The 12,470-nt window shown below is 74.1% G+C and carries 17 protein-coding genes; all 17 read right to left on the bottom strand.

Features of this window, described 5'->3' with window-relative positions; all coding sequences use genetic code 11:
• Positions 1-14: 14 nt before the first annotated feature.
• The 17 genes from ACFPM7_RS21520 to ACFPM7_RS21440 all read right to left on the bottom strand — a co-directional run bounded on the left by ACFPM7_RS21520 (position 15) and on the right by ACFPM7_RS21440 (position 12,469).
• A complete protein-coding gene (locus ACFPM7_RS21520; RefSeq protein WP_378249489.1) occupies positions 15-218 on the bottom strand; it encodes a cold-shock protein in 204 nt (67 codons plus the stop codon).
• Positions 219-439: 221 nt separating this feature from the next.
• Positions 440-604 (bottom strand): hypothetical protein, encoded by a 165-nt coding sequence (locus ACFPM7_RS21515; RefSeq protein ID WP_378249488.1) that lies wholly within the window; start codon positions 602-604, stop codon positions 440-442.
• Entirely contained in the window at positions 601-1,149 is a 549-nt protein-coding gene (locus ACFPM7_RS21510) for a DUF6292 family protein (RefSeq protein WP_378249487.1), read from the bottom strand. Before ACFPM7_RS21510 ends, ACFPM7_RS21515 begins: the two co-directional genes overlap by 4 nt.
• Before the next feature lie 196 nt (positions 1,150-1,345).
• Complete coding sequence (locus ACFPM7_RS21505) at positions 1,346-1,642, bottom strand: hypothetical protein (RefSeq protein ID WP_378249486.1); 297 nt, start codon at positions 1,640-1,642, stop codon at positions 1,346-1,348.
• 91 nt (positions 1,643-1,733) lie between these two features.
• The gene (locus ACFPM7_RS21500; RefSeq protein ID WP_378249485.1) at positions 1,734-1,988 is read right to left on the bottom strand and encodes an SDR family oxidoreductase; all 255 of its coding nucleotides are present in this window, start codon (positions 1,986-1,988) and stop codon (positions 1,734-1,736) included.
• 371 nt (positions 1,989-2,359) lie between these two features.
• On the bottom strand, positions 2,360-3,004 hold the full coding sequence (locus tag ACFPM7_RS21495) for a nitroreductase family protein (RefSeq protein WP_378249484.1): 645 nt from the start codon (positions 3,002-3,004) through the stop codon (positions 2,360-2,362).
• Entirely contained in the window at positions 3,001-4,179 is a 1,179-nt protein-coding gene (locus ACFPM7_RS21490; RefSeq protein WP_378249483.1) for a cytochrome P450, read from the bottom strand. Before ACFPM7_RS21490 ends, ACFPM7_RS21495 begins: the two co-directional genes overlap by 4 nt.
• Positions 4,176-4,988, bottom strand: coding sequence for a hypothetical protein (locus ACFPM7_RS21485; RefSeq protein WP_378249482.1), 813 nt, complete (start codon positions 4,986-4,988; stop codon positions 4,176-4,178). The genes ACFPM7_RS21490 and ACFPM7_RS21485 overlap by 4 nt, the downstream gene beginning before the upstream one ends.
• Positions 4,989-5,038: 50 nt before the next feature.
• Positions 5,039-7,645 carry a PEP/pyruvate-binding domain-containing protein gene (locus ACFPM7_RS21480; RefSeq protein WP_378249481.1) on the bottom strand — a complete coding sequence of 869 codons (2,607 nt, stop codon included), beginning with the start codon at positions 7,643-7,645 and terminating at the stop codon, positions 5,039-5,041.
• Positions 7,645-8,304, bottom strand: a complete 660-nt coding sequence (locus ACFPM7_RS21475) for a methyltransferase family protein (protein WP_378249480.1) — start codon at positions 8,302-8,304, stop codon at positions 7,645-7,647. Before ACFPM7_RS21475 ends, ACFPM7_RS21480 begins: the two co-directional genes overlap by 1 nt.
• A complete protein-coding gene (locus ACFPM7_RS21470; protein ID WP_378249479.1) occupies positions 8,301-9,140 on the bottom strand; it encodes an AfsA-related hotdog domain-containing protein in 840 nt (279 codons plus the stop codon). Before ACFPM7_RS21470 ends, ACFPM7_RS21475 begins: the two co-directional genes overlap by 4 nt.
• A gap of 187 nt (positions 9,141-9,327) precedes the next feature.
• Entirely contained in the window at positions 9,328-9,810 is a 483-nt protein-coding gene (locus ACFPM7_RS21465) for a hypothetical protein (RefSeq protein WP_378249478.1), read from the bottom strand.
• Between the two features lie 22 nt (positions 9,811-9,832).
• Positions 9,833-10,294, bottom strand: a complete 462-nt coding sequence (locus tag ACFPM7_RS21460; protein ID WP_378249477.1) for a hypothetical protein — start codon at positions 10,292-10,294, stop codon at positions 9,833-9,835.
• 117 nt (positions 10,295-10,411) lie between these two features.
• On the bottom strand, positions 10,412-10,552 hold the full coding sequence (locus ACFPM7_RS21455) for a hypothetical protein (protein WP_378249476.1): 141 nt from the start codon (positions 10,550-10,552) through the stop codon (positions 10,412-10,414).
• Entirely contained in the window at positions 10,549-11,484 is a 936-nt protein-coding gene (locus ACFPM7_RS21450; RefSeq protein ID WP_378249475.1) for a peptidoglycan-binding domain-containing protein, read from the bottom strand. The genes ACFPM7_RS21455 and ACFPM7_RS21450 overlap by 4 nt, the downstream gene beginning before the upstream one ends.
• Before the next feature lie 11 nt (positions 11,485-11,495).
• Complete coding sequence (locus tag ACFPM7_RS21445; RefSeq protein WP_378249474.1) at positions 11,496-11,966, bottom strand: hypothetical protein; 471 nt, start codon at positions 11,964-11,966, stop codon at positions 11,496-11,498.
• On the bottom strand, positions 11,963-12,469 hold the full coding sequence (locus tag ACFPM7_RS21440; RefSeq protein ID WP_378249473.1) for a MauE/DoxX family redox-associated membrane protein: 507 nt from the start codon (positions 12,467-12,469) through the stop codon (positions 11,963-11,965). The genes ACFPM7_RS21445 and ACFPM7_RS21440 overlap by 4 nt, the downstream gene beginning before the upstream one ends.
• Position 12,470: the final 1 nt, after the last annotated feature.

Below are 12,470 nucleotides of genomic sequence, written 5' to 3'. Positions count from 1 at the left end.
TCATCAAGCGGGTGTCAGATGACGGTGACGCCCGTGGCCTGGGGGCCCTTCTGGCCCTGGCCGATCTCGAACTGCACGCGGGCGTTCTCCTCCAGGCTGCGGAAGCCGCTGCTCTGGATCTCCGAGTAGTGCACGAAGACGTCGCTGCCGCCGTCGTCCGGGGTGATGAAGCCGAAGCCCTTTTCGGCGTTGAACCACTTGACGGTGCCCTGGGTCATATCTTTTGGAACTCCACATCACATGGTGAAACGAACGCCCTGCTGGGCGTTCGGGTCATGTGCGGGACGGTGGTGACGTCGAGTGATGCCAGGCCCACCCCGCTCAGAACCTCTGCGAGCGCTGGGATAAGCCGACACAGATGTCTAACCGTAGTCAGTTCAGCACGTGCGGGCTTCGCTGTCAAACAGGCGCGCCGCATGGGCCGACTGGGCGAGTCGCGTCAGGAGGTCGGCGCGATGAAGTTCGGCTGCGGGACCGGCGCGACCGCGCGGCCGGCGCTCTCCGGCTCCTGGTTCGGGTGGCTGAAGGCCACCATGCCGGGCGCGGACCCCGCGGGCCGCTCAGGCCCGGCGGTGTTCGTCTCGTCGATCGTTTCGCGGATCATCGGCGTCCCTCTGAGGTCAGGCAGCGCAGGCGCGCGGCGAGCCGGGTGCGGTCGGGCCTGGCGCCCGCGCCGGGAAGGCGGCAGCCGGGGCGCGGGCTCGCGACGGTGGTGCTGACGAACCGGGCGACCTCGGCGGGCGCCACGACGGCGTCGCCGCCGAGCGCGCCGAGCGCGACGGGGGGGTCGCCGGGCGGGGTCTCCAGCAGCACGGCCCAGCCGCGCCGCTCGCCCCAGACCAGCATCAGGTCGTGGTCGGGGTGGCTCGCCGAACGCCTGCCCAGCGGCAGGTAGGCGGTGGCCGTGTCGGTGACTTCGCAGGTCACGCCGTCGGCCGGGACACCGGCGGCGGCGGCGACGGCGTGGACGTAGGCGCGCAGGGCCGTGGCCAGCGCGTCGTCCGACGAGGCGCTGGGCGGGGTGGCGCCGGGCTGGGTGGCGCTGTGTGGGGCAGGCGTGCCGCGATGCCGTGGACGGGCGGCGTTGAGGCCCGTGCTGGTGGAGACGGCGGTCGTGACGTGCTGCTTGGGCGGTTGGACCGGCGGCAAGCCGGAGCTCCCGTCTGCTGCCGCGGGGGGCGGCGGGCGATTGGTTGGGCTCCGTCACCGCCCGATGCGGATGACTGGCATGGCCCTGCGCCCGACAATACCCCATTCCGGGCGAAAGGGGGTGTGATTGCGGGCGGCCGTGGAACGCGAGAACCCGGCCCGTCCTCAGTGGAGGACCGGGCCGGGTATGGGGTCGCTAGTGCTCGTCGTAGTGGTCACCGTGGGCGGCGTGGCGGTGGCCGTCGTGGAGGTAGTCGACGTGGTCGCCGTGGGGGATGGCGGGGTGGCCGCAGCCCGCGCCGTGCTGGTGCTCGTGCTCGGCGTGGGGGGAGTGCCCGGCGGTCTCGCACTCGTCGTAGTGGCCGTCGTGCTCGCGGTGCAGGTGGCCGTCGTGGAGGTAGTCGACATGGCCCTGGTGCGGCACCGCCACGTGCCCGCATCCGTCCCCGTGCTGGTGTTCGTGCCCGACGTGCTCCCTGTGCGGCGCCGACATGCCGTGCCTCCCCGTCGATTGCTGGTCCTTATCGCGCTGGTCCATATCGGAGAGTAGGTCCGGACGGCCCAATCCGCTCGGCGGAAGGGGTTCAGCCGATCCACATGCCCCCGTCGGCGTCGACCGTCGTGCCGGTCACCGACGCCGCGGACGCCGCGGACGCCGCGGATGCCGAACACAGCCACTCGACGGTCCCGGCGATCTCCTCCGGCGTGGTGACGTGGTCCAGCGGGATCGGCGCCGGCAAAGCCGAAACATCCTCTGTGGACAGTCGGTCCGGCATCGGCGTGGCGACCGGGCCCGGCGCGTGGCCGCCGTGGCGGCCGTTGACGGAGCCGAGCAGCACCACCGGACCGCCGCGCCCATGAGTGGGAGCGCGGCGCGCAGGACGACGACGGCGCTGGTGAGGTTGTCGTCGATGACCCGACGCGCCCGGTCGGCGCCTCCGTCCACGACGACGCCACCCTGCGGCCGAGCACGGAACTGCTCCTGCGCCAAAGCTTCCGCGCCCGTGCGGCGATCACCCCGAGGCGGCTCCTGGTGATCAACGCGGTGGTCACGCCGACGGCCGAGGAGATCGCCGCCGCTGGCGCGGTGGTGACCCTGCTGACGTCGGCGGGCACCGGTGTGGCCGTGGATGCCCGTGGCCGGTTCATCGGCGCCGCCGTGGTGCGCTCGGCGCAGGAGGTCCTGCACCGGGCCGGGATTCAGGTCTGGTCACCACCGGTCTCTGTGGACAGTCGCCTCCAGCGGCGGCCTCAGGGCGGGGCGGAAGTCGGGGCCGTGGTGGTAGGCGGTGGGGATGAGGGCAGCCTGGTGGACTCCCGGCGGGATGCCGAGGAGGTCGGCCACCCGCTGTTCCTGGCGCAGGTGCGCGGCGGTCCAGGTGGTGCCGAGGCCGCGGGTGCGGGCGGCGAGCATGTAGCTCCAGACGGCGGGCATGACGGTTCCCCAGAGACTGGCCTGGCTGCCGCCGGGGAGGGGCCCACCGGTGTTCAGGCAGGCCAGGACCAGGACGGGGACCTCGCCCAAGGTGTCGGCCAGGTGCGCGGCGCTGGCCAGGGAGCGCTTCTGGGCGCCGGAGAGGCCGCCTGTGGTGACGGCGGACCACTGCTCGTGGAACGCCGACCGGTAGATCTCGCCCAGCGCGGCGCGGGTCCGCGGGTCGGTGACGATGATCCAGTGCGGGACGCTGCGGCCGGAGCCGCACGGGGCCTGCTGGGCGATCCGCAGGCACTCCTCGACCAGCGGCAGCGGCACCGGGCGGGCCAGGTCGAGGCGGCGGCGGACCGAGCGGGTGCGGGTCAGCAGCTCATCGGGGGTCAGGGAGACGGCGAGGGGGAGCATCGGCTTTCCGATCACCAGGCGACGGGGAGTTCCCACAGGCCGCGGACGAACATGTCGGTGCGCCAGCGCAGGTCCGCCTCGGGGACGGCGACGCGCAGGCCGGGGAAGGTGCTGAGCAGGGTGGTGACCCCGACGCGCAGCTCCACGCGGGCGAGTTCGGCCCCGAGGCAGTGGTGCGCGCCGTAGCCGAAGGCGACGTGGGGGTTCTCGGCGCGGTCGAGGTCGAGGACGTCCGGCGCGGCGAACACCGACGGGTCGCGGTTGGCGGCGTCCGGGATCGGGATGACCACCTCGCCCGCGCGCACGACCTGCCCGTGCGAGAGTGCCACGTCCTCGGTCGCCACGTGCGGGACGCCGCCGCTGCCGTTGCCGGGGACGAACCGCAGGATCTCGGCGATGGTCCGGTCCAGCGGCCCGGAGGTCAGCTCGGGGCTCCGCAGCAGGCGGTGGACGACGGTCGCCAGCGCGTTGCTGGTGGTCTCGTAGCCCGCCACCAGCAGGCCCGCTGTCATGACCACCACCTCGACCATGCTCAGCGCCCGGTCCGGGTCGCGGGGGTCGAGCAGGTCGGCCACCAGGCCCGGCGCCGCGCGCCCGGCGGCGAGGTCGGCGGCCACCGAGCCGACGAGCCCCGCGACGTAGGCCTGGAACCCGGCGTGCGCGCGGGCGACCTCCTCGGCCGGGTAGCGGCCCATCGACATCATCGGATCGACCCACTGCCGGAACAGCGGGGCGTCGGACTCCGGTATGCCCAGGACGCGGCACATGACCCGCTGCGTGAACGGCACCGCGAAGCCCGCGACGAGGTCGGCGGGGCTGCCGGACTCGGCCAGGTCCGCGACCTGCTCCTTGGCGACCTCCTCCACCATCGGCGCCAGCTCGCGGGTCCGCCGCGCGGTGAACGCGTGCGCCACCGCCGAGCGGCGGCGGGTGTGGTCGGGCGCGTCGACGGTGATCAGCGGCAGCGACTCCGACGAGCGGGCGAACAGGGTTCCCTCGTAGGCGGCGCGGCTGAACCGCCGGTCGGACAGCACGAGCCGCACGTCCTGGTGCCGGGTCGCCAGCCGCGCCTCGCGGCCGTTGGCCAAGCGGACCCTGGGCAGCACCGGACACCCGCGCAGTTCCGCGTACTCCGGCGGCGGCTCGCTGCCCGGGGGGACGGCGAACGGGAAGGACGGCAGCTCGCTCACAGCAGCTCCAAGGCGTTGACGACGAGGGGACCGGCGAAGCCGGTGAGCAGGAACGCCGCGGCCAGGCCGTAGGGCCAGCGCGGCAGCCCGCGGAAGCGCAGCGCCGCCACGACCGGGAAGGCCAGCGGGAGCAGCACCACCAGTGCGGCGGGCGACCACGGCCGCGCCGCCGCCGCGAGCAGCACCACCGCCACGACCGCGCAGCCGACGGCGACCGCCGCCGACCCGCGGACACCGAGCGAGTTCACGTAGGTGCGCTCGCCCGGCCGGGGCTCCCTGGTCGTCTTGCGGGCGAACTCGAAGTGCGCGAACAGCACCGCCGCCACCACGACGCCGACCGCGCCCGACCACGACGGCCCGAGCCCCTCGGCGTGCAGCAGACCGGCGTACAGGAACCCGTTGAGCAGCACCTGCGCCGGCAGCGCCAGCAGGTAGTTGAGGAACAGGGCGTCCCCGGACGGCCAGCCCGTCCGCCGCTCGAAGGACACCATCACCGCGACGTAGCCCAGCTGCGCCGCCAGCACCGCCATGACCCCCGGCCGCCACGCGTTGGCCGCGAGCACCACCGCCGCCCCGACGGCCAGCAGCACCGCCAGGTCCCGCACGGACACCGCGCCCCGGGCCAGCGGCCGGTCGGGGTTGCGCTCGCGGTCGTAGTCCAGATCGCGGATGTCGTCCACGACGCGCATCAGCAGCAGCACCACCAGCATGGTCGCCACCGAGACGAGCGCGCCCCAGTCCGGCAGCCAGCCCGCGACCCTGGTGTCGGTCAGCGCGCACGCCGCCGTCGCGCCCAGCCCCCAGAGCACGGCCAGCGGAAGGTACGCGGCGAGCGGGAAGCTGCCCGCGGCGTAGACCGCTAGCCGGGCAGCAAGCGCACCGTTCCCGCCGCGCCGTCGACCTCGATCATCGCCCCGTCCTCGATCAGCGACGTCGCGCCCGGCACCGCCACCACCGTCGGGATGCCCAGGAGCCTGCCGGTGATCGCGGTGTGCGAGAGCAGTGTTCCCCGCTCCACCACCATGCCGCGGGCCGCGGTCATCAGGAACAGCCATCCGGGATCGGTCTCCTTGGCGACGATGATGTGGTCTCGGCAGGACTCCGGCTCGATCGACGGGTCGAGCACCACCCGCGCCGGGTAGCGCACGACGCCCTTGCTCGACGGCAGGCCGCGCAGTTCGGCGGGCCGCTCGCCGACGGCGGCCTCGACGCGCGCGGGCAGGCCGTCGACAACCGGGCGGTCGTAGGCGGTGCTCAGCCGGGCGTCGAGGTCGGGCCGGGACGCGGCGGCGAGGCGTTCGGCGCGCCTGCGCGCCACCACGGCGCGCAGGTCGGAGTCGATCAGAGTGCCGTCGTAGGCGCCGAAGACCTCCTCGACGGTCAGGTCGACCACGTCGGCGCGCTCGTCCAGGCGCCCGGCCTCGACCAGGTGGTCGCCGAGCCGCCAGAGCACCTGCCTGGTCAGGCCGTAGAGCTGGCTGCGGCAGTAGCGGGTGTCCTCACGGGTCTTGACGAACCAGCGCAGCCCGGCCGCCAGCGCGCGGATCACCCGCCTGCGCGCCGGGCTCGGGCACCGCTGCCGCAGGTCGGCCTCGGCGTCGGCGCGGGCGGCCCGCTCCCTGGCGCGGCTGTCGGCGACGGTGAGCCCGCCGCGGACCATCGGCCGCAGCATCTCCACGACCATGCCCGGCCGCTGCCGGGGCGAGGGCTCCTCCAGCTTGAGGTCGTGCAGCGCGCGGTCGCCGTAGCGGCGCAGGTGCTCGGCCGCGGCCCTGGCGACGCGTCTGCCGTGCGCGCCGCCGACGATGTCGGTCCACACCTCGTCGGCGGGGTCGTCCTGCACGCGCGTGGCGAGGACGGGGTCGGCGGCGACCAGCTCGGCCAGGGCGATCGCCGAGCGCACGCCCAGCACGGACCGGTTCTCCGCGCCGCCGAGCAGCAGGCCGCCGATGATCCGCTTGTCGTCGGCGCCCACCCAGCGGCGCAGCAGCGCGGAGGTCGCCGTGGCCCAGGACAGCAGGTACACGGAGTTCATCAGCGTGATGCCCCACCGCTCGCCCACCTGCGCCCACAGGCCGCGGTGGAAGGCGATCAGCTCCTCCGGCGACCAGGCGTCCATCCCGTCGGCCCGCTCCACCAGGGAGTCCCACCAGTGCAGGAACCCGCGCACGGACCCGCGCAGCTCGGCGAGGCGGACCAGCAGCCCCGGCACCGACGGCAGGGCGCGCACGATGTCGGCCCGGGTGGGCGGCTCGGCGTCGTCCAGTCCCATCGACTGCTCCCACCACGGCCGCACGAGCGGGAACGCGGGGATCTGGCCGTGCAGGGCGAACCAGGCGTCGAGCCGGTAGTAGACGCGGCCGTCGAGCAGGCCGATCATCCGGTCGATGTGGTGCTTCTTGTCGGCCAGCCTGCGCTCGGAGACCCCGAGCCTGCGGTAGGCGTCGTGGAAGGCGAGCTTGTAGAACTCACGGGCCTGGGAGTAGGTCAGCGCGCCGGAGACGCCGGGGAAGCTCTCGGTGATGTTGTGGTTGCTCCACGGGACGCGCGGCGGCTCCGGCGGGGCGAACACGATCGGCCGGGCCTGCACGAGGTGGACACGGCCGTCGGCGGTGATCGTGCCCTCGATGTCCTGGGGGAGGCCGAAGAACGCCGCCACCTTGGCCGCGAGGTCGTTGACCTGGCGGGCGAGGTCGTCGGAGAGCACCGGGGCGTCGGCGAGGTCCGCGGGGACCTCGGCGGCGAAAGGGCCGTCCGGGCCGCGGGTCACCATGCGCCGCTTGACGACGACGTCCGCGTGGACGGCGTCCCCGTCGACGGTGAAGTGGTCGACGTCGGCGCGCTCCTGCACGACGCCCTCGCCGATCCCGTGCGCCGCGGCGATCACGCCCGTGGGGGCGCCGGTGCGCGGGTCGCGGCTGAACGCCACGAACGACCGGGTGCCCAGGACCATCCGCTGCACGCCCACCGCGACCCTGGCCGAGTCCGCCGCCAGCCCACGGCGCACGCGGTAGGCGACGGACTCCGGGTTCCTGGCCGAGGCCCAGCAGCGGACCACGGCGGCGGGGACGTCGGCGGGGCGGACGTAGAGGAACGAGTCGGTCAGCCCGGCGAAGGCGTCGGTGGCGCCGTCCTCGCCGTCGCCGTGCTCGTCGGCCACCACGCACGCCCGGACGGCGACCAAGCCGCCCAGCTCCTCGGCGGCGGAGACCAGATCGCCTGCCAGACCCGGGGGCATCGGGGCGGCGGCGATGGCCTCTTTGGACCCACGTGCCCAGTAAAGCACGTCGTCGTCCGAAGTGGATGGTCTCGGCCCCGCGACGGCGTCGAAGGCCGAGACCGGGACGCAGACGAAGTCGGGGACGGTGAAACCGGCCTCGCGCAGCCGCTGCTGGCGGGCGAACTTGTGGCCCACCACAGTGGCATCGGTCAGCCGGGTGTCACCGGGGCGGATCAGCGCGGCCATCACCAGACCCCGGGGACCAGGCGCGAGCGGGTGGCGGCGAAGGCCGGGTAGCCCGGCAGCGACCACAGGACCCGCTCCTCGGTCATGATGCGCCAGCAGAGCGCGGCGGCGAGCAGACCGAGGGCGAGCACGGCGGCCGGGTTCAGGAAGAACCCGACGAAGCCCGCGTTGGCCAGCAGCATCCCGGAGTACGCCGGGTGCCGCAGGAACCGGTACGGGCCGTGGGTGACCAGTTCGTGGTCATCGCGCCGAACGACGTGGTGGGTGTAGTGCGCGCCCAGCGCGCGGATCGCGGCGAAGCGCAGCGCGATCCCGGCGGCGAACACCGCGATCGGCACGGCCGGCCAGGGCGAGGGTCCCGACCACGGCACCGAGGGCAGCACCGCGCAGATCCCCACCAGCGTGCGCGCCGACGCGTACGCCGCCAGGGTGCGGTTCTCGGCCGACTCCTGCTCGGGCTCCTGGAACGTCACCCGCGTCTCCAGCACCACCCACGCGAGGTAGGCGAGCAGCAGCAGCCCGGCGACGAGGCGCATCGGGTCGGCGGCGGCGGCGAAGTGCGTGACCGCGCGGAAGACCAGCAGCGCGCCGCCCGCCACGAACAGCACCCTGGTGAACAGCGTGACCGGGTCGACCGGCCGCGCGATGCCGACGCTCACGGCGCCGCCACCTCGCCGCGCATCCTGCGGTAGACGGCGGGCTTGGCGGAGAAGTAGTCGTAGTCGACGCGGCCCGCGGGCGCGCCGTCGACGAGGACGTCCATTCCCGACTTGTGCCTGCTGCGCGGCACCGCCGTCTGCCGCCTGCTCAGCCGGACGTCGCCGGTCAGCCCGCAGGCCACCTCGACGTCGAGCCCGAGCAGCACCAGCGTGGTGTCCTGCGCGCGGCCGAACTCCTGGTGGCACAGCAGCGTGCCGAACTGGCGGGAGGCATCGATCAGGGTCTCCAGGCGCAGCGGAGCGCCGGGCGCGGTCGCCAGCCGGTGCCCGGCAGCCGGGCGCAGCACGTCGACCGAGGACACCGCCCCGACGCTCACCGGGGTCCCGATCAGCACGTTCTCCGGACGGTGCCGGTGCACCAGCGCCGGGTCGGCGGGCGCCGTCGCCGCGACCTGGCGCGAACCGGCGGGCCGCACCTGCTCGCGGAACCCGATGCTGCCCTCGCACACGACGCGCCCGCCCTGCGCGGCGCGCAGCGCCGTCGCCCCCGGCAGCGGCACCGCCTCCAGTTCCACCGCGCCCGCCAGCTCGCAGAACGCCGGGAACTCCAGCGACAGCGACAGCCACGCCCCCGGCTCCTCCGGCGCGCCGATCCCGGCGCGGCGCACGAGGTCGAGCAGCCCGCTCACCAGGGCCATCCCCGGCAGGTGGTCGAGCGGGTGGTCGAAGAAGTACGGGTCGTCCCCGGCGACCTCCAGGGCGGCCACCTGGCGCGGGTCTCCGACGACCCACCGCTCCGGCGCGCGGACACCCACGTGCTCATTGACGACGGTCATCGGCTACCTCGATTCAGCGGACCCCACCGGGCGTCGATCCCGGAAGATCAGGACCTGCCTTTGGTAACAGCCCGGCCTGATACCCCACTGATCGAAGATGTCCGCTGCGGACCTTTCCGGCGCACTCCGCGTCAGCCTTGTGACCGGTGTGCCGGGTCAGTGCTGGGCGAGCAGCGCGCTGATCCGCTCATGGAGCGCGGCTGGGCGACAGCCAGTGGGCGGTGCTGTCGCGCAGCAGGCGGCAGAGCTGGAGCTGGAGGGGGGCGACCACGGCGTGCAGGAGGTTGTGGGCGCGGGCTGTCTCGCCCCGGGCGAGGATGTGCGCGAGCATCAGCGTCCAGTTCGTCAGCTCATCGATCAGCCTGCGGGCCGTCGGCGCCGGGTCCGGCGGCTGGAACACGGAGAGCCGCGCGGCGGCGTCGCTCAGCCGTCCGGTGCGGTCCAGCAGGACGGCGGTGTCCGGGCGGGGGAGGTGCACCAGTCCCGCCCACGCCGCGATCTCCTCGATGCCGGAGCCTGCCGCGCTGAGGTGGAACTCACCGCGCATCAGGTCGTCGAAGACCACGGCGAGGATGCCGTGCATGTTGGTGTAGGCCAGTTCCAGCGGAGCCAGCCGGGCGACGAACTCCACCCCGTCGAACCCGGCGATCCGGGAGTCCAGCGCGGTCATGTGCGGCGATGCTACCGAGGTATCAGGAGAACATCAGCAGAGTTAGGGCCAGGGCCACCGCGACACCCGCGGTGAGCTTGATCGCGGGCAGGTGCGCGTGCAGTTCGGCGTCCCACAGCTCGCCGTCGCGGCTCAGGTAGCGCGACACCGGCATGAGCGAGCGGCCCGCGCCGAAGCCCAGTCCGGCCGCCAGCGCCGTGAGGAGACCGGGCGCGGTCAGCAGGAGCGCGGCCACCAGGACATAGGGGACGGTGGACGAGACGTAGGTGCGGACCCCGGTGCCCATCTCGAACCCGAACTGCAGCGACCCGCGTGCCACCTGTCCGGTCAGCACCTCCTGCGGCACCTGGCGGGCGTTCTGCGGCAGCGGGAACGACACCACCTGGGCATCGCGGAGCACACCGGCCACGGCCAGCGCGACGACAACGCCGTAGCGCACTGGCGGGGGCACCGGAGTCAGCAGTCCGCTGAGGACGAACAGCACCAGCGCGCTCAGCGCGCCGCCGATGAGCAGACCGGTGCTGAACAGCCGCAGGGCTGTCCGTTGCGGTGTCTTGCCCCGCCAACCTGGCGAGGTCAGCGCGAACGCGCTGTTCCTCGTTCAAACGGAGCCGGAGAGCGTGTGGCCCGCCAAGCCGCCCAGCGCCGCCCACGCCGCGACCGACCAGCCCGCCAGTGCGAGGGCCACCGCCGCGGGCGCGAGCACCAGCGGGGTCAGCGGGTGCGTCGCCGGACGCCTCACGACGCCCCGCCGGTGAGGGTGCGCCAGCTCGTCGGGCCGACGATGCCGTCGGCGGTGATGCGGTTCTGGCGCTGGAAGTCCGTCGCCGCCGCCAGGGTTCCCGCGCCGAACACGCCGTCGACGGCGATCTGGTACCCGTAGCGGTTGAGCTGCGCCTGGGTGGCTCGCACGTGGCTGCCCGTGGTGCCGGAGCGGGTGGTGACCGCCAGCGTGGGCCACGTCGTCGCGGTGACGGTGCCCGTGGCGGCCAGGCCGCGCGCGGTCTGGAAGTCGCGCACCGCCTGGGCCGTCGCCGGTCCGTAGGCCCCGTCCACGCCGGTCGGGAAGCCGTGGTGGGTGACCAGGTGCTGGATGGTGGTCACCGTCGCCCCGGACGCCCCCTGCGACACCGACGGCCACACCGCCGAGGTGGGGCAGCCGCACTCGGTCGTCCAGCGGCAGATGGAGTTCACCCAGCCGGAGGCGGTCTTGCGGTAGCCGTCGTGGCAGCGGCGCTCGATGTGGCAGGAGCACGCCCCGCAGGGCTGGTCGTAGCGCCACATCCAGCCGTCGTAGCTGCCCGACAGGCACGCGTTCGGCCGCAGCCGCCAGGTCACCTGGTCGTTCTTGTGGAAGCCGGTGTTCGTCCCCGACGTGATGCAGGAGTCAGCGAAGATCATGCTGGGGCCGCAGCCGGGGGAGCAGTTGTGGTTGGCGGCGTAGGACGGGCAGGTCGGGTAGATCTCGTAGCCGTCGGCCACGGCCCGGCGCACCGACGGGAACACCCCGCCGAGCACCGCCAGGCCCGCCACGCTCCCGGCCCGCAGGACCGTCCGCCTGCTCGGCGCCAGTCCAGTCCACCTGGGACGCCACGAGCGCGTGCGCGGCTCGGCGGGCATGCCGGGGTCGCTGCCGCGCAGCGGCGGCACCATCACGGGGGCGTCTTCGGTCACAGGGGCCTCCCTCAGGCGGTCCGGACGGCGTCGAGCAGGGTGCGGACGGCCTCGCGGGACCCGACCGGCGTCGCCGCCGTGATCCGGCCGCCGGGTCCGACCAGCACCGCGAACGGGGTGGCGAGCGCCCCGTAGGCGGCGAAGAGGCGGGCCTGGTCGCCGACGGCCACCACGCCCGGCGGCACGTCGGGCGCGCGACCCTCGTACAGGGCCACGACCGGCCTCGCGCCGCTCGCCGCCTCGTCCAGCACGTCCACGCAGGTCGAGCAGGTCGACCGCAGGAACAGCAGCACGGCGGGCGCTTCGACGCCCAGCACGTCGAGCCCGGTGGCGGCGTCGCCCGCCCGCAGCCCGGCGGGCGCCTGTCGCGCCGCCCCGCCGGAGGACAGCGCGTGCACCTGCCGCACGAGACCGGCCACCACGAACGCCATCAGGACCAAGGCGACCCAGGTCACGATCAGCGCGCTGGTCTGGAAACTCACCGGGCCACCTCCGGGTGTGGGGCCATCGCCGCGGGCAGGTGCCAGAGCAGCACTCCGAACACCAGCGCCGCCAGCAGCTCGACGACGAGCTGTACGTCCATCATGGACAGTGTGGGGGGTGGTCCGGCCACGGCGACCGCCGAGAGCGCGGCGAGCACACCCGCGCGCACGATCACCCACGTCCCCATCGGGACCTCCACCCCGCCGCATCCGCACGGACCGCCGCGTCCGGAGGAGACGACGTGCCAGGAGTAGGCGGCGTAACCGGCGAACACCAGCCCCGCCGCCGCGAACAGCGGAGCCGACGGCCGCATCAGCAGCGCCACGGCCAGCAGCGCCTCGACCGCAGTCACCGCCGTCGCCGCGAATCCGGTCGCGCGCCCGCGGATCATCCCGTGCGCGCGCAGCGCGTCAGGCAGTGCGCGCGGAGCCCGGACGTGCTCGGCCACGGCGATGACGAGCACCACCACGACGGTGTAGCCGGCAACGCTGGTGGGGAACACC

This window comes from Actinokineospora guangxiensis, assembly GCF_042657845.1.
GTDB lineage: Bacteria > Actinomycetota > Actinomycetes > Mycobacteriales > Pseudonocardiaceae > Actinokineospora > Actinokineospora guangxiensis.
The sequence above is the reverse complement of the archived record's forward strand: the minus strand, read 5'-3'. Positions and strand labels throughout refer to the sequence as shown.